At 59.2% G+C, this 18,202-nt stretch carries 14 protein-coding genes; 9 read left to right on the top strand and 5 right to left on the bottom strand.

Annotation, left to right across the window (positions count from 1 at the left end):
• Positions 1-206: 206 nt before the first annotated feature.
• Positions 207-1,397: a glycosyltransferase family 4 protein gene (locus ACROHD_RS08275; protein ID WP_432677126.1), complete on the top strand. Its 1,191-nt coding sequence runs from the start codon at positions 207-209 to the stop codon at positions 1,395-1,397.
• Here ACROHD_RS08275 and ACROHD_RS08270 read toward each other — a convergent pair.
• Both ACROHD_RS08270 and ACROHD_RS08265 read right to left on the bottom strand, forming a co-directional pair.
• A complete protein-coding gene (locus ACROHD_RS08270; RefSeq protein ID WP_432677125.1) occupies positions 1,366-2,052 on the bottom strand; it encodes a sugar transferase in 687 nt (228 codons plus the stop codon). The two genes, ACROHD_RS08275 and ACROHD_RS08270, sit on opposite strands and share 32 nt — an antisense overlap.
• A gap of 778 nt (positions 2,053-2,830) precedes the next feature.
• Positions 2,831-2,971 (bottom strand): hypothetical protein, encoded by a 141-nt coding sequence (locus tag ACROHD_RS08265; RefSeq protein ID WP_432677124.1) that lies wholly within the window; start codon positions 2,969-2,971, stop codon positions 2,831-2,833.
• On the opposite strand from ACROHD_RS08265, the gene ACROHD_RS08260 reads away from it, so the two are divergent.
• The 3 genes from ACROHD_RS08260 (at position 2,970) to ACROHD_RS08250 (ending at position 7,530) form a co-directional block, all read left to right on the top strand.
• A complete protein-coding gene (locus ACROHD_RS08260) occupies positions 2,970-4,280 on the top strand; it encodes an HlyC/CorC family transporter (protein WP_432677122.1) in 1,311 nt (436 codons plus the stop codon). The genes ACROHD_RS08265 and ACROHD_RS08260 overlap by 2 nt on opposite strands.
• 260 nt (positions 4,281-4,540) lie before the next feature.
• Complete coding sequence (locus ACROHD_RS08255) at positions 4,541-6,949, top strand: GcvT family protein (RefSeq protein WP_432677120.1); 2,409 nt, start codon at positions 4,541-4,543, stop codon at positions 6,947-6,949.
• A complete protein-coding gene (locus ACROHD_RS08250) occupies positions 6,946-7,530 on the top strand; it encodes a nucleotidyltransferase family protein (protein ID WP_432677119.1) in 585 nt (194 codons plus the stop codon). The genes ACROHD_RS08255 and ACROHD_RS08250 overlap by 4 nt, the downstream gene beginning before the upstream one ends.
• Before the next feature lie 89 nt (positions 7,531-7,619).
• On the opposite strand, the gene ACROHD_RS08245 is transcribed toward ACROHD_RS08250, so the two are convergent.
• The gene (locus ACROHD_RS08245) at positions 7,620-9,320 is read right to left on the bottom strand and encodes a Hint domain-containing protein (RefSeq protein WP_432677117.1); all 1,701 of its coding nucleotides are present in this window, start codon (positions 9,318-9,320) and stop codon (positions 7,620-7,622) included.
• A gap of 1,189 nt (positions 9,321-10,509) precedes the next feature.
• Between ACROHD_RS08245 and ACROHD_RS08240 the strand changes: the two genes are divergently transcribed.
• Positions 10,510-10,839, top strand: coding sequence for a TfoX/Sxy family DNA transformation protein (locus tag ACROHD_RS08240; RefSeq protein WP_432677115.1), 330 nt, complete (start codon positions 10,510-10,512; stop codon positions 10,837-10,839).
• Positions 10,840-10,968: 129 nt separating this feature from the next.
• Here the strand turns inward: ACROHD_RS08240 and ndk are convergent, their stop codons facing one another.
• Positions 10,969-11,391, bottom strand: a complete 423-nt coding sequence (gene ndk / locus ACROHD_RS08235) for a nucleoside-diphosphate kinase (protein ID WP_071689676.1) — start codon at positions 11,389-11,391, stop codon at positions 10,969-10,971.
• Between the two features lie 107 nt (positions 11,392-11,498).
• Between ndk and ACROHD_RS08230 the strand changes: the two genes are divergently transcribed.
• From ACROHD_RS08230 to ACROHD_RS08220, 3 genes are read left to right on the top strand one after another with little or no spacing between them, the layout of a single operon-like run.
• Entirely contained in the window at positions 11,499-13,343 is a 1,845-nt protein-coding gene (locus ACROHD_RS08230) for an ABC-F family ATP-binding cassette domain-containing protein (protein ID WP_432677114.1), read from the top strand.
• Positions 13,340-13,954: a MarC family protein gene (locus ACROHD_RS08225; protein ID WP_432677112.1), complete on the top strand. Its 615-nt coding sequence runs from the start codon at positions 13,340-13,342 to the stop codon at positions 13,952-13,954. The genes ACROHD_RS08230 and ACROHD_RS08225 overlap by 4 nt, the downstream gene beginning before the upstream one ends.
• 50 nt (positions 13,955-14,004) lie before the next feature.
• Complete coding sequence (locus ACROHD_RS08220; protein WP_432677110.1) at positions 14,005-14,586, top strand: retropepsin-like aspartic protease family protein; 582 nt, start codon at positions 14,005-14,007, stop codon at positions 14,584-14,586.
• A gap of 174 nt (positions 14,587-14,760) precedes the next feature.
• On the opposite strand, the gene ACROHD_RS08215 is transcribed toward ACROHD_RS08220, so the two are convergent.
• Entirely contained in the window at positions 14,761-16,206 is a 1,446-nt protein-coding gene (locus ACROHD_RS08215; protein ID WP_432677109.1) for a hypothetical protein, read from the bottom strand.
• Positions 16,207-16,666: 460 nt separating this feature from the next.
• Between ACROHD_RS08215 and ACROHD_RS08210 the strand changes: the two genes are divergently transcribed.
• On the top strand, positions 16,667-17,926 hold the full coding sequence (locus ACROHD_RS08210) for a glycosyltransferase family 87 protein (RefSeq protein WP_432677108.1): 1,260 nt from the start codon (positions 16,667-16,669) through the stop codon (positions 17,924-17,926).
• Positions 17,927-18,202 lie beyond the last annotated feature (276 nt).

Raw genomic sequence — 18,202 nt, 5'->3', positions numbered from 1 at the left:
CAAACGGACAGGTCAACAAAGCCAGCTGTATCACCGGCGAGAAAGTGGCGAGCGCTATTGTCATGCCTGTATCCGGTTGTCCTTTACGTCTGCTGCGTCATGTTTATGCCCGGTTTCCCCCCTAAAGGGGGGTATAACACGGGGTATACCCGGAACATTGGGCAGAAATATGCCCCATCTGAGGATTGAGAGCGAAAGGCAGTGTCTTGAGTGCAGGCAACGATAGACGTCTGAAAATCGCCTATCTGTGCGATTTCGATCCACGTGATGCGACGCTCTATTCGGGCGGCAATGCCCGGATGTTATCGGCGCTGGAAACCCATGCAGGCGATGTGACGGTCCTGCCACAGGATTGGGGGCTCGCCGAGCCGCTGCGCAGGGCGGTTCTGGCCGCACCGGAGGCTCTCAGCATTCGGGCCCGCTGGCGGCTACACCTGCTTTTGTCGAGGTTGATTGCGCAGCGGGTTCAAAGGGCGCTGTCCAAGGAGCAGTTTGATGTTCTGTTCGGCGCTTATTCCTTCCATTCTTTGCACCGGCTGCGTCTGCCCTATCCGATGGTGACGGCCTATAGCTCGGACGCGACGCCAACCACCTACAAGAACTCTCCAATCGGGCAGAGCTTTGGGTCATGGTTTTCGCCCTCGCGGGTGCTCGACCCTTTGATCGAAGCAGCCGAGCGGCGCACCTTCCAGGCGCTTGACCTCGCGCTCTGGCCCTCTGATTGGCTGAGCGGTGCAGTGAATGACCGCTACGGTCTGTCACCCGACCGATCTTTGACTGTTCCCTGGGGCGCGAATGTACCTGATCCCGGCGTTGCGCCACCGACGCCCCTCACCCCTGATGGGCCGGTTGAAATCCTGCTGGTCGGGCGTGACTGGACAGCAAAGGGCGGCTGGATCACCGCAGCCACGGTTGCAGCGCTGCGGGAACAGGGCGTTGATGCGCGCCTGACCGTGATCGGCTGCACCCCACCACCCGAGATCGACCGGGGCGCTATGACCGTGCATCCGCATCTGAACAAGGCCAAGCCGGAAGAGTTGCAGATCTTCGATGACTGCTTCCGCCGCGCCCATTTCTTGCTTATGCCCTCCATGGAGTCCTATGGCTTTGCCTTTTGCGAGGCGTCTGCCTACGGGCTTCCATCGCTCTGCCTTGATGTGGGCGGCGTGCCGGTCTGGAACGGACTAAACGGCCATGCCCTGCCGCTTGGCACGGATGCCGGTGCGTTTGCCGAAGTGATCTCCGGCTATCTCCAGTCTCCGGATACGCATGTCGAACTACGCAAAAGAGCAAGGGAGCTATACGAGGAGCGGTTGAACTGGGACTCCTGGGGGCAGACGGTTGCCGGGCTGCTGCGGGATGCAGTCAGCAACCTGTCCCGCGCAGCACCACGCTAAAGGTCCGACCGATAATCGCCAGATCGGTGCGTAGCGACAGCATTCGGTAGTATTCCTTGTCGTATCCCGCGCGTTCGTGGAAGCTGCTGTCATTGCGGCTGGAGGTCTGCCAGAAACCGGTTATCCCCGGACGCATGACATAATATTCCGTGCCGGGGTAGAGCGCCCGCTGATTGCACATCATGGGCCGGGGACCAACGATCGACATCTCCCCCACCAAGACGTTCCACAGCTGTGGCAGCTCATCCAGCGACGAGCGGCGCAGAAAATGGCCGAACGGGGTGATACGGGGATCATTCTTCAGTTTCTGGTGACAATCCCACTCAGCGCGCGCCGCGGGATTTTCGGACAGGTAGCTTTCCAGCACCAGATCGGCGTTTTTGACCATGGTACGTAGCTTCCACATACCAAAGACTTGACCGTTCAGCCCGATCCGTTCCTGCCGATAGAACGGTGATCCGCCTTCCCGCAAAACAAGGATAAGGGCCGAAATCATTACGATGATCGTGGCGGGCAGTGCCGCCAGAAGCACAATGGCGATATCCAGCGCTCGTTTGGCGTAACGGCGATAGACGGATCGCGAATTGTTCAGCCGGATCGGCAGAACAGCGTGGGGAGCTTCGCCTTGGCTATAGAGGCCGAAACGCTCATACATTGTACTTCACCCTCCTAAAGGGGTGCGGCCGTTTCCGGACGCGACAAACAGAGCTTCCCTGCCCCGCCCTGCGACTGATGGCGCGGATTAGAAAGTCATTCAGATTTTGGGTGCTGACAGGCGCAGATGATTAACCGGGCCCCCCCGGGATCGCGGTCAATCCATCCCCACCTTTTGGTGCTGCGTCCGGGTGGCAGCCCGGCGATGCAGCAGCCTCAAGTCATGGCTGACCAGCGCTTTCGCACAGCCACAATTTGGCATTTGTGGCACAATTTCGTCAATTTTTTTCTGACAAATTCAACCTATGCGTGCAGGTCCAAATTAGGCCAAATTGTGGCAACAGAACCCCGGAAAAGTTGAGCGTTTTCAGTGTTTCGAGCGATCATGAAAACAGGTCCGGATCGGCATTGTAGCGGTTCAAGAAACAGTGGCCATGCCTTCATACAATCTATGGTTGTTTATTCGGCTCATGCCTATCCATTTGGTCAGGTTCCCCTAAGAAATTGGAAACAGCCCATCGACAATGATGAGAGGACGGCAGAAGTCACTCTCTCGATCCAAATCGCGGCAAAATCACGGCTTGTTTCCGACCAGAAGACGCTGAAACTCGGACTAATATTTTTTAAGGTTAACGAGATACAACCGAGGGTTGCTTAATAAGGCGAAACAATGGCAAATTTAGCCCCGCTTTGTACCCAGTTTGGCACTTTCTTGCCTTAATTTGATTCGCGAATCATCGGGGAGCGCACTGGAATCACGGGGTTTTTGACCGAATTCCTCAGTAGATCCCGCCCAAAACGACAAGCACGGCCAAAGCAAAGATCTGCCTTATTCCTGCCACGAAGCCTCCCTTGTGCTTGATACGTGCAGCGCCCACCCCCATAACCAGCTTCAGACCTTCCTGAACCGGAGACATCATGCCCGAGCTTGCGCCCACCTTTGACGCATCCTTCTATCTGACAGCAGGCGCCATTATTGGCCTGTTGCTGCTGTCCGCGTTTTTCTCAGGCTCCGAAACGGCCCTGACGGCAGCCTCTCGCGGCAAGCTTCGGTCCCAGGCGGATCGCGGTTCGAAAGCCGCGGAACGCGCCTTGCATCTGACCGAAGACAGTGAACGGCTGATCGGCTCCGTCCTGCTTGGCAATAATCTGGTGAACATTCTTGCCGCCGCGCTCGCAACCTCGCTCTTTACCCGTGCGTTCGGAGAAAGCGGCGTGGCGCTGGCGACGCTGGTCATGACCCTTCTGGTTCTGATCTTTGCTGAAGTGCTGCCGAAGACTTATGCAATCACCAATGCCGAGAAAGCGGCCGCAACCGTCAGTCCGGTGATCAGTGTCGTGATCCTGGTCTTCTCACCCATCGTCGCCATGGTGCAGGTTCTGGTGCGCGCTATGCTGCGCGTGTTCGGCGTGCAGACCGATCCTGACAGCGCGGTCCTGTCAGCGCATGAGGAAATCGCCGGCGCGATCACGCTCGGCCATTCGGAAGGCGTGGTGGAAAAGGAACATCGCGATCGGCTGCTCGGGGCGCTCGACCTTGGGGAACGGACGGTCGAGGAAATCATGCTGCACCGCTCGAACATCGAAATGATCGACGCCGATGCCGATGGCGAAACGATCCTGAGCCAACTGCTGCACTCGCCCTATACCCGCCTGCCCGTCTATCGCGGTGATCCCGAGAATATCATCGGGCTGGTTCATGCAAAGGATGTGCTTCGCGCCATGGACAGGCTTGTGCGCGGGCCGGACGCATCAGAAACTGGCCTATCGGCCTTTTCTGTGACCGATGTGGCGATGAAACCCTATTTTGTGCCAGAAACCACAACGCTGGATGACCAGATGCGTCAGTTCCTGCGCCGGCACACCCATTTCGCCCTTGTGGTGGATGAATACGGCGCGCTTCAGGGGCTGATCACGCTGGAGGACATTCTGGAAGAGATCGTTGGCGAGATCACCGATGAGTTTGACGTAGAGGAAGAACTGAACCTGACGCCGGGTGCTGATGGCAGTTATCTCATCGAAGGCGCCATGACGATCCGCGATCTGAACAGAGCGACAGATTGGAACCTGCCCGATGAAGAGGCCAACACTGTGGCTGGCCTTGTGATCCATGAGGCGCAGATGATCCCGGAGGAAGGCCAGGTCTTCAGCTTCCACGGCTTCCGTTTCGAAGTGGCCGAACGCCAGCAGAACCGGCTGACCCAGTTGCGGGTGCGCAAGCTGCTGTAAGCGTGCAGGGTCTCGCCGCCTGCGGCGTCGATCCGGGAACGCCCCTCCTTAAGCCCCGTTCGGGGCCCGCGTCGGGACGTATTGCCATGGCCAGGCGGACCCGACGGCGCTCTGACCTGCAGGACCATGCGAACCGAGAGGGCGCAACGCCTCCGGCGGGAGTATTTTTGCCAAGAAGAAGAGGGTGTGTCGCTTTTTGACTTGCAGGGCCGGGCCAGCGCGGGCTGTCTGACGCAAACGGTCCACAGGGAGAGACAGCGATGAAGACGAGCACTCGGGTTTGCGTGATTGGCGGCGGGGTTGTCGGTTGTTCTGCGCTGTACCACCTGACCAAGCTTGGCTGGTCCGATGTGATGCTGGTGGAACGGTCCGAGCTGACCTCCGGATCCACCTGGCACGCGGCGGGCGGGTTTCACACGCTCAATGGCGACACCAATATGGCGGCGCTGCAAGGCTACACGATCCGGCTCTACAGTGAGCTGGAGGCGATGACCGGCATGTCCTGCGGGCTTCATCATGTGGGCGGCGTGACGCTGGCCGATACGCCCGAGCGTTTCGACATGCTCAAGGCCGAACGCGCCAAGCACCGGTTCATGGGGCTGGAGACAGAGATTCTGGGTCCGGACGAGATCAAGGCCATTGCACCGATCACCAATGTCGAGGGCGTGTTGGGTGGCCTTTACGACCCGCTTGACGGGCATCTGGACCCTTCCGGCACCACCCACGCCTATGCCAAGGCCGCCCGGATGGGGGGCGCCACGATTGAAACCCATTGCATGGTGCGCGAGACCAATCAAAGGGCCGATGGCACCTGGGACGTGGTGACAGACAAGGGCACGATCCATGCGGAGCATGTTGTGAATGCCGGCGGTCTGTGGGCTCGGGAAGTGGGTGCGATGGCGGGGGTTTACCTGCCGCTTCATCCGATGGAGCACCAATATCTGGTGACAGACGACCTGCCGGAAATCTATGAACGCGAGGTCGAGCACCCGCATGTCATGGACCCGGGTGGTGAAAGCTATCTTCGGCAGGAAGGCCGGGGCTTGTGCATCGGGTTCTATGAACAGCCCTGCAAACCCTGGGCTGTGGGTGGCACGCCTTGGGAGTTTGGCCATGAACTGCTGCCAGATGATTACGACAAGATCGAGGACAGCATCGCCTTCGCCTATCGCCGCTACCCGATCCTGGAGCGGGCGGGCGTCAAGACTGTAATCCACGGCCCCTTCACCTTCGCCCCCGACGGCAACCCGCTGGTGGGCCCCGTGCCGGGGCTGCGCAACTACTGGTCGGCCTGCGGGGTCATGGCGGGCTTCAGCCAGGGCGGCGGCGTCGGCCTGACACTGGCGCAATGGATGGTCGAGGGCGAGCCGGAACGCGATGTCTTTGCCATGGACGTGGCGCGTTTCGGGCGCTGGATCACGCCGGGCTACACCCTGCCCAAGGTGGTGGAAAACTATCAGAACCGGTTTTCCGTGGTCTATCCGAACGAGGAACTGCCCGCCGCGCGACCCTTCCGAACCACGCCCATGTACGATGTGTTCGACAGCATGGGCGCGGTCTGGGGGCAGCAATATGGGCTGGAGGTGCCCAATTACTTCGCCCAAGGGGATGAACCACGATACGAGACGCCTTCGTTCCGCCGCTCCAACGCCTTTGAGGCCACCGCGCGGGAGGTCATGGCCGTGCGCGGGGCCGTGGGCATCAACGAGGTGCAGAATTTCGGCAAATACAGCGTGACGGGGTCGGGCGCGCGCGCCTGGCTCAATCGCATCATGGCGGGCCGCATTCCGAAACCGGGCCGGATCAGCCTGACACCGATGCTGGCCCATTCCGGCCGGCTTATCGGGGATTTTACCGTGGCCTGCCTATCGGAATCGGAGTTCCGTCTGACGGCAAGCTATGGCGCGCAGGATTTTCACATGCGCTGGTTCGAGGGGCAGCTTTCGGACGACGTGAAGATCGCGAATATCTCTGATCGGTCGACCGGATTCCAGATCGCTGGCCCCCGCGCACGCGACCTGCTGGCCAAGGTGACTCGGGCGGATGTGTCAAACGCGGCGTTCCGGTTCCTTGATGTAAAGCAGCTTTCCGTCGGCATGATGCAGGCCACGGTGCAGCGGGTCAGTTACACCGGCGACCTGGGCTATGAGATCTACGTCGACGCGATGGAACAACGCGCGCTTTGGCATCTGCTCTGGGACGCAGGGCAGGAATTTGGCCTCAAGCCTTTTGGAATGCGGGCGATGATGAGCCTTCGGCTCGACAAGTTCTTCGGCTCTTGGATGCGAGAGTTTTCGCCCGATTACATGCCCGGCGAAACCGGGATGGATCGGTTTATCCAATGGGACAAGAATTTCATCGGCAAGTCCGCGGCCGACACGGAACGCGCGGAAGGCCCTGCGCGGCAACTGTGCAGTTTCATCGTGGATGCAGATGATGCCGATGTCATCGCCTATGAACCGATCTGGCTGGAGGGCACGGTGCAGGGCTTCTGCACATCTGGTGGGTATTCGCATTTCGCGGGCAAATCGGTGGCCTTCGGGTTCGTTCCGAGCGAGCGTGCGGTCGAGGGACTGGAGGTCGAGATCGAGATCCTTGGCAACATGCACAAGGCGCGGCTGGTGACGGACATGCTCTTCGACGCGGACGGCGCAAGGATGAGAGGATGAGCGGCGCGACGATCCTGCTGCTGGCCGCTGGCGCGTCCTCTCGCATGAAGGGGCGCGACAAACTGGTGGAGGATATTGCAGGCGAGCCGCTGTTGCGGATCATGGCGCGCCGGGCGGTGAAGGCCGGGCCGCTGCGCGTGACCCTTCCAGAGGGCAATGCGGAACGGGTGGCAGCCTTGAGCGGGATTGATTGCGAGATCGTGACCCTGCCCGCTGGCTGCACGCAAAGCGAGTCTTTGGCCGCCGGGGTCAAGGGGCTGTCCGGCCCTGTGCTTGTGGTGCTGGCAGATATGCCAGAGGTCACGGCACATGATATGCATCTGTTGCTGGCGCTTTCCCAACAGGCGCCCAAAGCGATTTTGCGGGCGGCAGCCAAGGATGGGACACCGGGCAATCCAGTGCTGTTTCCTGCCGATCTGCTGGCCGATCTGCAAAAAATCAAAGGAGACAAGGGCGCACGCGATCTGCTGAAAACCCATCAGGCGCGGGTGAATCTGGTCCCCCTGCCTGACCGGCGGGCGCTGACCGATCTGGACACGCCAGAGGATTGGGAGGCGTGGCGCGCCGCAACAGGCCAATAAAAAGGGGCGGCGCAAATCTGCACCGCCCCAGTTCGGGTCCGGGGAAAGGTTGTGCCCCCTCTCCCCCGTATCCCTGCTGCATTCTGTAGTTAACGAACGATCAACCGCGCCTCGTGGCCTTTCAGCACCTTGCGGGCTGCGGCATAGCTGTCGATTCCTGCGGGCTGCTGAAGCTCGGGGAAAAGAGTGTAGATCTCGTCCCGCTGGTCCTTGCCCATGCCGCCCAGGGTCTGATCACCTGGCTGGAAGCTTTCGGTCCAGGCACCGTCTGCCAGAACCACTTCGTGCTGGTCGAACATGAAGTGGATATAGGTGGTGCGCAGCGTATCCATGTAGCGGATGCCCTTGTGATCCACCAGATGCTTGGCCGCCACCAGCACTTCGCTTTCCTCGAAATACAGCTGCGTGCGGTCATTGCCGACCAGCATCCGGTGCTGTGGGCTGACCAGCATGTCGCGCTCGGGCAAACCGTTGCCAAGCGCCCCGGCCTTAATCAGGACCGGACGCAGGTTCGGTGCGCGGCGCAGTTCTGCATGGTTCAACATGCGAGAGCCGATCCAGCGAATTTCCTGGATGCCGTTGTCGCGGGTGATGATCTTATCCCCGGGTTGCAGCGCCTCAACGGCCACTTCACCACGGGGGGTTGCAATGCGGGATCCGGGGGTAAAACAAGGCACGACGTTCTCTATCTCCTCAAAGCGCATTGTGCCGGTGACGTTTGACGGGGCGTAGCCGTTGCCGTCGTAGAAGGTCACCGTACCGTTTTCTGGGTTGTCGGCATCGAGCACGACGCGCAGCGGACCGGAGCCGCGCAAATCGAGTGTGTCGTAGTCGTCGCCGGTGCCCCCACCGTCCACGTAGTCGCCAGCATTGCCGCCAAGGATCACGTCCCGGTCGGCGCCGCCGTAAATCTCGTCTTCGTCGATGCCGCCATCCAGCGTGTCGTTGCCGGCACCGCCATAGATCGTGTCGTCATCGTCCTGGCCGTAGACCACGTCATTGCCGTCACCGGCTTCGATGTAGTCGCGGCCATTGTCGGTCACTGCATCTGGGCCGATCGGATTGCCGTCTGATCCGTCATCGGTGATGTTCAGCTCATCCGGGAAGCCGGGGCCAAGCCCGCCATAGATCGTGTCGTCACCGGACTGACCGAGGATCGTGTCAGAGCCTTCGCCGCCGACGATCAGGTCATCGCCCTCGCCCGCGTCGATCGTGTCATCGTCAAAGCCGCCGTCGATCTGGTCATGGCCGCTGCCGCCGGTGATGCTGTCGGCGTCATCACCTGCAAAGATCGTGTCATTGCCCGCGCCGCCATCAATCGTGTCCATCGCGTCCGTGGGGACAGGATCGCCGGGGAACAGGCCGGGATAGCCACGGTCTGGCATGGACAGGTTGCCATCCAGACGGGTGTCGATGAAATCGTCGCCATTTCCGCCGTCGACCGATGCGTTTCCGTCTCCACCGATCAGGTGATCGTTGCCGTCACCGCCGATCAGCGTGTCGTTGCCGCCCTCACCTTTGATGGTGTCGTCACCGTCTTCACCATCGAGGTAATCGTCGCCATCATTGCCCCAGATGATGTCGTCACCGACACCGGCATGAACCGTGTCATTACCTTCGCCCGCCAACAAGACATCATCATCGGGTGCGGCGCCATCAAGAATGGCATCACCCGCGTCGATCATGTCGCCTTCAGGGTCGCCCGTGTAAGCAAGGTTGATATTGTCATCCCCAGGGGTACCGTCAACGACGCCGTCAACACTACTCGGATTCACTATTTCACCAGACATCTGTCGTCTCCTTTACGCCCTGCCCGAACGCGCGTTCTGCGCGGGTTCACGGCAAACCACTGACTTATCAATGACAACGATGGCTGGGGTGCGCGTTTGCAGCACATGGCGGGTCAAGAGTGAGACCAAAGAAACCAAGAACATCGCACATCCCCTGACGATCGGTGTCGAACACGTTCCAACCAGATTGCGATGTATGAAGAGTTCTTGGGCGGGCGCACGGTGGCCAGATCAGGGGCAGATGAACCGACAGCCTTGCAGCCACCGGCAGGGGCAAGCCTGGCAGGGCTAGTCCCTCTTTCGGGTCCGCAATACGTTGCGGCTCACATGCCACCTGCCGATCAGGTTGATCAGGCTGGTATCGTGCGGCCGCCCCCGTGGCCTTCAGACATCGCCCCCCAGTTGGGCTGACCAATGGATAGCGTGACTAGGTCGTTCCAAGAAAGCGAAAATTGTTTGAAACATGGCGGGAACTCGGCCCAAAAGGTCGAAATATGGTAAATCTGTGGTTCCATCCAGCAGGCCAGGCCCAGAGGCTGTTGCTGCGTGCGAAACAATCCTCGGGCGCAACAGAATTTTGGATGCAAGTTTAACCTATTCTAATAAAGTCAGCTTTTTCGATCACATGTTGCTGCCAGCGGGTCTAACCCAAAAGTCATGATCCTTTTTACCCACGCTATTGTAAAACATGCGGCAACAATGGATTGAACGCGATTCCGAAACGCTGTGTTAACCAAGGCAAAAGTTAGGCAGCTCCAAGCCCTGCTTGACACAATTCCAATCTCTCCAAAAGTCGCTCTTTGGTTCCAAGCCAGAACCAATGCGATTCGAATCATACGCCAAGTTCCTGTAATTGAGTGGCTTTCAGGCCGCTTATCTGCGCGTCACGTTCGAAATTGGCCATCCGAACAATGCGGCCAAACTGCCCAAATTACACCCCGGTTCATCCCTTGCGGCTGGCTGGACCAGCCCAAAAGCTGCCTCATTTGAATGGTAATCTGGACCACAGGCAGAAACCAAGAAAAGCAGAGCAGTCAGATGCCACAACCACAACCAACCCCAAAGCAGGCCCCGAATCCAAAAGGAACAGCCAAGCAAGGCACCGCCAAGAAAGAGGCACCCGTGACCTTCCACGACTGGGCCAGTATCTGATAAAGACGCGGCGTTGTTCGATGAAGGCGCCGCGCCCATGTCCACTCCGCTGACAGACATCCGCAATATCGGCCCGGCCATGGCCGAGGAATTGCAGCGCGCCGGGATACCGGATGCAGAGGCGCTGCGAGAATGCGGACCCGATGCCGCCTATGAAGCGATGCTGCGAAATGGCAGCCGCCCCCATTTCATTGCCTATTACGTGTTGCATATGGGGGTGCAGGGACGGCCATGGAATGACTGTCAGGGCACCGAGAAAGCCGCGCTTCGCAAACGCTTTGATCAGATCAAGGCCAGCTGCTTTGACCCGGATCGGTCCGATTTCGAAAAGTTCTTGGATGAGATCGGCGTGGGCGCGCGGCGCTAAGCAACAAATAGCTTTGTTAAGACGCTCGTCCTTCCCGCAAGGGGCGCTTCATCCCGCACAGATCCCACACAGAAAACGGGCCGCCCCTGTCGGAGCGACCCGTCAAAAACGATCAGGTCAAACCCTGGTTCAGCCGACCAGTTCGAGACCTGCAAAGAAATACGCAATCTCTTCCGCAGCGGTTTCCGGCGCGTCGGAACCGTGGACCGAGTTTTCCCCTTTGGACAGGGCAAAATCCTTGCGGATGGTGCCGTCAGCGGCTTCTGCCGGGTCGGTTGCGCCCATCACTTCGCGGTAGGCAGCAATGGCGTTTTCGCCTTCCAGAACCTGAACCACAACCGGCTCAGACGCCATGAACTCGCACAGTTCGCCGTAGAACGGACGTTCCTTGTGAACGGCATAGAAGACGCCAGCCTGTGCGGGGGTCAGGTGAATGCGCTTTTGCGCGATGATGCGCAGGCCAGCAGCTTCGATCTTGGCATTGATCGCGCCAGTCAGGTTGCGCTTGGTGGCATCGGGCTTGATGATCGAGAAGGTGCGTTGAACCGCCATGGGAACTCTCCGAGAAATGGGTTTGTTTGGCGCGGCTGCTAACATGCGTCGCGCTTAAAGAAAAGCCGCCAATTGACAGTCGCGCGCAGGCGGGTCACACCGCGCTCATGCTCAGAATTTCAGATATCTCTTACTCCATTGCGGGTCGCCCACTGCTCGAACACGCTTCGGCCACCATCCCCGAGGGGCATAAGGTCGGCATTGTCGGGCGCAACGGCACCGGCAAGACCACGCTCTTTCGCCTGATCCGGGGTGAACTGACGCTGGACACAGGCGAGATCACCCTGCCCTTGCGCGCCCGCATCGGTGGCGTCGCGCAAGAAGTGCCCTCGTCCGAGACCTCGCTGATCGACACGGTCCTTGCCGCCGACACGGAGCGCGCAAAGCTGATGGCCGAGGAGAGCGACGATCCAGCCCGCATCGCTGAAATTCAGACGCGGCTTGCCGATATCGATGCCTGGTCGGCAGAGGCACGCGCCGCGACCATCCTGCGCGGCCTTGGCTTCACAGCCGAGGAACAGCGTATGCCCTGTTCCGCCTTTTCCGGCGGCTGGCGGATGCGTGTGGCCCTGGCGGCGGTGCTGTTTTCGGCCCCTGACCTGCTGCTGCTCGATGAACCGACAAACTATCTGGACCTCGAAGGCGCTCTGTGGCTGGAAAGCTATCTGGCGAAATACCCTCATACAGTGCTGGTTATCAGCCACGACCGTGGCCTGCTGAATCGCGCCGTGGGGCATATCCTGCATCTGGAGGAACGGCAGCTGACGCTCTATCAGGGCGGCTATGACACCTTCGCGCAAACCCGCGCCGCCCGGATCGCCGTGGCGCAGGCGGAATCGAAAAAGCAGGAGGCGCGCCGCGCCCATCTGCAAAGCTTCGTCGACCGGTTCCGCGCCAAGGCCACAAAGGCCCGGCAGGCGCAATCGCGTCTAAAGATGCTGGAAAAGATGCAGCCCATCACCGCCCCTGCCGAACGTGCCTTCCGCAAGTTCAGCTTTCCCGAACCCGAGCAGCTGTCGCCGCCTATCGTGCAGATGGACGGGGCCGCCGTGGGCTATGACGGTGTGCCGGTTCTGAAGCGGCTGAACCTGCGCATCGATCAGGACGATCGCATTGCACTGCTTGGCCGCAATGGCGAGGGCAAGTCGACCCTGTCGAAATTGCTGGCCGACAAACTGCCGGTGCTGGAGGGTCGGATCACCAAGTCTTCCAAGCTGCGGGTAGGATATTTCGCGCAGCATCAGGTGGATGAGTTGCATATCGACGAAACGCCGCTTCAGCACTTGCGCAGAATGCGGCCCGAGGAGGCCCCGGCGAAGCTGCGGGCGCGGTTGGCGGGGTTCGGGCTGGGTGCCGATCAGGCGGAAACCGTGGTTGGCAAGCTGTCGGGTGGTCAAAAGGCGCGGCTGTCGCTGCTGCTGGCGACACTGGATGCGCCGCATATGCTGATCCTGGATGAACCGACCAACCACCTTGATATCGAAAGCCGAGAAGCGTTGGTCGAGGCGCTGACCGCCTATACCGGCGCGGTGATCCTGGTCAGCCACGACATGCATTTGCTGGAGTTGACCGCCGACCGGCTATGGCTGGTCAAGGATGGCAGCGTCACCCCTTATGAGGATGATCTGGCCGCCTATCGCAAGATGCTGCTGGCGGGCGACGCGCCCATCAAGGTGAAGCCCGAAGTCGCAAAGCCCAAGCGCCACTCTCGCGATGCGATGCTGGAGCTGCGCGCCGAGGTCCGCAAATGCGAAGAACGGGTGGAGAAGCTGAACGCCATGCGCGACAAGCTGGCCGCCAAACTGGCGGACCCTGACCTGTATGAGCCCGGCAAGGCCGGGGAGATCGAGGTGTGGCAGAAGAAATATGCCGAGGTCATGGAAGGGCTCGACCGGGCCGAGGCCATGTGGATGAAAGCCCTGGAACGACAGGAGGAGGCAGACGCGCTATGATGTTGTCGGACGCCATTACCGCCTTCGTGGCTCTGTTCGTCGTGATCGACCCGATCGGCCTGTCCCCGATGTTCATCGCCATTACAAGTGGCATGGGCACCCGCGCCCGGCGAGCAATCGCAATCCGGTCCTGCATCGTTGCCTTCGTATTGCTGACGATTTTCGGACTGGCCGGTGAGGCGGTTCTGAACTTCCTCGGCATCTCGCTGGCAGCGTTCCGCATTGCGGGCGGGCTTCTGCTGTTTCTGACCGCGCTCGACATGCTGTTCGAGCGGCGCAAGCAGCGCCGACAGGGGCAGGCCGATGCGCCCCATGCCGAGGATCCGTCCGTCTTTCCGCTGGCCATGCCGCTGATTGCCGGACCGGGGGCGATTGCCACGATGATCCTGCTGACCGGATCTGCCGGATCTGCAACCGGCGTCGCGATGGTCCATGGGGTCATGCTGGCCGTCATTCTGGTCGTGTTCTTGCTGTTCCTTCTGGCCGGGCCGATGGAAAAGATGCTGGGGCCAGTGGGCATCAATGTCGTGACGCGGTTGCTGGGAATGTTGCTGGCGGCGCTGTCTGTCCAATTCGTGATCGACGGCATTCGAGATCTACAGGTGTTTTAGCCGGTCCGCTGTCCTATATTGGCATCAACCGACATGATCCGATTGACCCGATGAAAGACACTGACATTGCCTCGATCATCTATCTCAGCCTGTTGGCGATTGCGCTGACGGGCTCGATCATCTCGGCCAATCGCCATCAGATCGGCAAGGTTGCACGCTATGCGGTGGTCTGGGGGTTTCTGATCGTGGGCGGGTTTGTTGCCGTGGGTGTTTGGCCCGAACTGCGCAATAACGTGCTGCCGCAACAATCGGTGGTGACAGGAACGGGTGAAATCACTGTGCCGCGCAGTTTCGATGGCCACTATTACCTAACGTTAGAGATCAACGGTGCCCCGATCCGCTTCGTGGTGGATACCGGGGCAACGGATATGGTGCTGACCCCGCAGGACGCCGCCCGCGCCGGGCTGAACACGGCCAACCTGCGCTATACGAGTCGCGCCATGACCGCCAATGGCATGGTGCAAACCGCGCCGGTGCGGCTCGACCTGGTCGAGATCGGCCCGATTTCCGACCGCCGCGTGCCCGCCGTGGTCAATGGCTCCCCTATGCAGGAAAGCCTGCTCGGCATGAGCTACCTGAACCTCTTTGACCGGATCGCCATCGAGAACGGACAGATGGTTCTGACACGTTAGGCACGAAGCAGTCGTACCCTATTGCAGTCTGACATGAATTTTACGCGGGTGGCGTTCGATGCAGTGCGGGCATCGAGGTCAACTATCTGAACTGTAGTCGAAATATCAAAGTGTCCACCGGTTCCGACACAACCCAGAGACCATCAAATGAAACGGTCTTGCTGATCAAATCGCCTACAGGATCGTACGAAGCCGTTGTTTGATCGTTTTGTTGCTGTCTTTGGATTTCACCGACTCGATCAGGCCCAACAAAGCACCCGTGAAGAGCCAGCTCATCGGTGTAAGGGTCGCATTGGGCACCATGTCGACCGTGTTGATGGCAAGGATCAGCGCGGCACCAGAAATCCAATGGGGCAATTCGGAATTTTCACCAGGAATGTCCAAGTTACCGGTGTCAGCAGCTGGCGTGCCCGTGGCGTTCTTCGGCCCTCGACGCGTGCGGGTTAGCCCGTATCTGCTCAAAAGGAAAATCGGCAATAGCAGTAGTCCGAACTCTGCGATGAAACCGACCCAACCATAGACACCAATAGTGATCACCCAACGTCCATCCGTTGTGGTCAGCACCTCTCCGTTGCGCTCGTTGTAAAGGTGGTTCCGGCCCCATGAGCCCCACCCAAACACCGGCCGCTCCATTGCGCGATCGATCAGAACGGTTTCGTTATCCAGCCGGAACCGCAGGGAATTCGCACGATCTTCATCCACGCTTTCAGCCCAGGTGAGGATTCTTTCCTCTGGCACAAGATGAAGGCTTTTCAGGGTTGGATAGGCCAGGACAACGCAGGCAAGCAGCATCGCAATCCTGAGCTGCATCCGAACTCCGAGGAATATCAGCACCGGGACAAACATCAAACCATACAGGATTGATGCCATGGATTTACACAAGATCAGCAGCACACCCAGATACCCGGTACACGCCCACCACAACACAGCCCATCTGGTTCGACTGCTTCGGGCAAGGGATGTCATGGCCAGCAAAGCGGTGAGAACCAGGAAAGCAGCCCACAGTCCATGATAGAGAAAAACAATCGGGCGGAACCCGTCGCCCCTCATCATTTGCGCGAACGAATGCTGGAAATACCCGTAGATCCAGATGTTCAACTGGGGAGACAAGCGCACCTCCAGCAGCAACGGCAGCGAATACACCAAGCCGGCGATTGCCATTGCCCACATCAAGTCCCTGATATCCTCCTCGCTGTGAAAAAAGTTACGCGCCAGCAGCAGCGGCGCGACCAGCAAAGCCTGATTGATGCATTGCGCGATGCCAGATCGAAACCGCAGTGCGGGCAAGGTGAAACTTCCGAACTGAACCGTGTCCATATTCGTCAGAACAGTGCCCATCGGGCTGAAGATGAAGACCAGCACCAGCACCTTGGCTACGGGTTGCGTCGGGAGAAACGTCATCTGGTCGCGATACAACGCCAGGCACGCAATGATCGCTACAAGGCTTGGAATCGTGTCTTTTGTCAGGGGGGGGATAAGCGGAATGGTAAAACCGGCCGGCTGCGGAGGAAGAAAGAGGTACCCCAGAATGAGGACCGACAGCAGCGCACGCCTTGGGTGCAGTCTGCCAAAGAGCCAGACCGATATGATCGGAAAGATCAATAGCACAAGGGTGGTCACTGCGTTTGGCATGCCTGTCGTCCGGTCGTCCTGCTAGCTCTGCTTCGTTTTTCTTGTCATCCGGAACCCGTCTTTTTGGGAACGAGCACAAGGTATTTACACTCGAGATGCGGCAGAATTATGCCATGCGCGCAACTTGGGTAAGAATGCCCCTACCAACTGATCGCCAATGCAGTGCCGGTCTTTCCCATCACTTGAGCAGTCATTGCCGGAGGGCAAGGGTGGCGCGACCCGCCCTGTTCGGCAAAGCAACGCTTCACCATCTCGTGGATTGACAACACACGAATGATCGCAAGGTGAGTCCCACGATACTTTCGTGACCCGGCAAGCCATTATTGCAACTTGTTTTATTGGCTTTTCTGGTCAAAACTCCCTGCAAAGATCCGGCATCGACATGGTCGGATGAAGCCGAAAGAGCTGGTCAGGATACAGGTTTGAGAGACTCCCAAGAGACGGCGCAATGACGCCCGGTTCATCGCACAAAAGCGCTTCAGGGCGGCTTGCCGATCCCGTGCTCTGGCAGAGACTGCTTGTCGGCTTTTCACTTCTCGCGCTTGCGCTTCAGATCGTGCTCGTTGCGCGGGGCTGGACCTTTTACCAGTATGATTTCCGAGCCTATTACTCTGGACCCTACCTGTATTCCATTGGCGAGGATCCGTATTCCGTCGAAGCGCATCTTACGTGGGCGTCCTCCGAAGGGCTGCATGACCATCCGCTTGCCTTCGTCTACTCTCCCTTGCTGTTGCGGCTGTTCTCGCCGCTTGCCCTATTGCCCTATCCCGTCGCTTTTGGAGTTTGGCTTGCGCTTCAGGTTATCGCGCTGACCTATATTTGTGTCGCAACAGTCCGTGCGCTTGGCGTTCCTGCGCATTGGGCGGTTCCCTGTATTGCCTTCGGGCTGAACGGGACCTGCGCCGCAGTGTTGCGATCTGGGCAAGTGACGCTGATCATGCTGGCTTTGCTTCTCGCCTCGGTCGCCCTTCTCAAACGCAACCGAACGCAAGCAGCCCTGCTCGCATCAGGAATGGCAGCAACGCTCAAGATCTGGATATTGCCGCTGCTCCTGATTGCCATGGTTCCTTTTTCAACGCGCAGAGTGCTGCTCTTGATCATCGCAATCTGTGCGGTCGTCGGTTTGACACTGTCCGGAACGTTGTTCGCGCCCGACCTGCAAAGCCGCTATCAGGACATTATCGGCGGGATGGTACAGTTCGACCGGACACCAGGAAGCCCATACAACCAGTCCATTCTGAACATTCTCTCCTATTTCGCAGAGGCCGGGGCGTTTTCAGCCAGTTCTTTGGGCGCGGTGTATGTGACGTTCAGCCTTGTGGCCGTGCTCTTGACCGCCACGGTCTGCGTTCCTCTTGCGCTTGCGAACATCTCGCCGTCGCGGCTTTATCCGCTTATGTTCAGCATCGCCTGCCTGCTCTTGCTGATGATCGTCCCACGCGCGGTTCATTATCAGTGGACGATTGCCCTGCCCGCAGCGTCCTTCGTCCTTTTCAACATCAGAAGCGGCATTCCCAAATTGGTTCTTCTTTGCATGTTCATGATCCCCCCCTTGTATATCAACCGATATGTCTTCGGCATCTCGACCGATGACCGGCTCGAAAGCCTTGTTTTGCTGCCTTGGGGGTTCTGGAGCTATCTGAACGTGCTGCTTCTTTGGATTGCGGCCCTCGGAATCGCCCGGCGTGAGAGGGTAGCCGCGCCTTAGATTCTCCGATCGCGTAGAACCAAGTAAGCGCAGGCGTGTCGGGCTGGACTGCACCGCTGGCCTAAACACCGCCACCCTATGCTTGACCCGCCAAGCAATGTTCGCCTGCACCATGATCCAGACCGCGCTCCAGCGGCTGGATAGGGAACCGCATTGTTGCGATGCGCCCGGGATTCAGGAAGGCCCTGTCCGCGTTCCTTGAATGTCGGGCAGGTGCCAGATCTGATCATCGAGCGGCTATTCGCGGTGTTTGCCGCCTGACTTGGGCGTCCCCTG

This window comes from Nioella aestuarii, assembly GCF_050896395.1.
Classification (GTDB): domain Bacteria; phylum Pseudomonadota; class Alphaproteobacteria; order Rhodobacterales; family Rhodobacteraceae; genus Nioella; species Nioella aestuarii.
The sequence above is the reverse complement of the archived record's forward strand: the minus strand, read 5'-3'. Positions and strand labels throughout refer to the sequence as shown.

Coding starts and splice junctions, on each gene's coding strand:
- ACROHD_RS08270 (WP_432677125.1), bottom strand. CDS start 2,052: ATGTATGAGCGTTTCGGCCTCTATAGCCAAGGCGAAGCTCCCCACGCT.
- ACROHD_RS08260 (WP_432677122.1), top strand. CDS start 2,970: ATGCCCGAGCTTGCGCCCACCTTTGACGCATCCTTCTATCTGACAGCA.
- ACROHD_RS08265 (WP_432677124.1), bottom strand. CDS start 2,971: ATGATGTCTCCGGTTCAGGAAGGTCTGAAGCTGGTTATGGGGGTGGGC.
- ACROHD_RS08255 (WP_432677120.1), top strand. CDS start 4,541: ATGAAGACGAGCACTCGGGTTTGCGTGATTGGCGGCGGGGTTGTCGGT.
- ACROHD_RS08250 (WP_432677119.1), top strand. CDS start 6,946: ATGAGCGGCGCGACGATCCTGCTGCTGGCCGCTGGCGCGTCCTCTCGC.
- ACROHD_RS08245 (WP_432677117.1), bottom strand. CDS start 9,320: ATGTCTGGTGAAATAGTGAATCCGAGTAGTGTTGACGGCGTCGTTGAC.
- ACROHD_RS08240 (WP_432677115.1), top strand. CDS start 10,510: ATGTCCACTCCGCTGACAGACATCCGCAATATCGGCCCGGCCATGGCC.
- ndk (WP_071689676.1), bottom strand. CDS start 11,391: ATGGCGGTTCAACGCACCTTCTCGATCATCAAGCCCGATGCCACCAAG.
- ACROHD_RS08230 (WP_432677114.1), top strand. CDS start 11,499: ATGCTCAGAATTTCAGATATCTCTTACTCCATTGCGGGTCGCCCACTG.
- ACROHD_RS08225 (WP_432677112.1), top strand. CDS start 13,340: ATGATGTTGTCGGACGCCATTACCGCCTTCGTGGCTCTGTTCGTCGTG.
- ACROHD_RS08220 (WP_432677110.1), top strand. CDS start 14,005: ATGAAAGACACTGACATTGCCTCGATCATCTATCTCAGCCTGTTGGCG.
- ACROHD_RS08210 (WP_432677108.1), top strand. CDS start 16,667: ATGACGCCCGGTTCATCGCACAAAAGCGCTTCAGGGCGGCTTGCCGAT.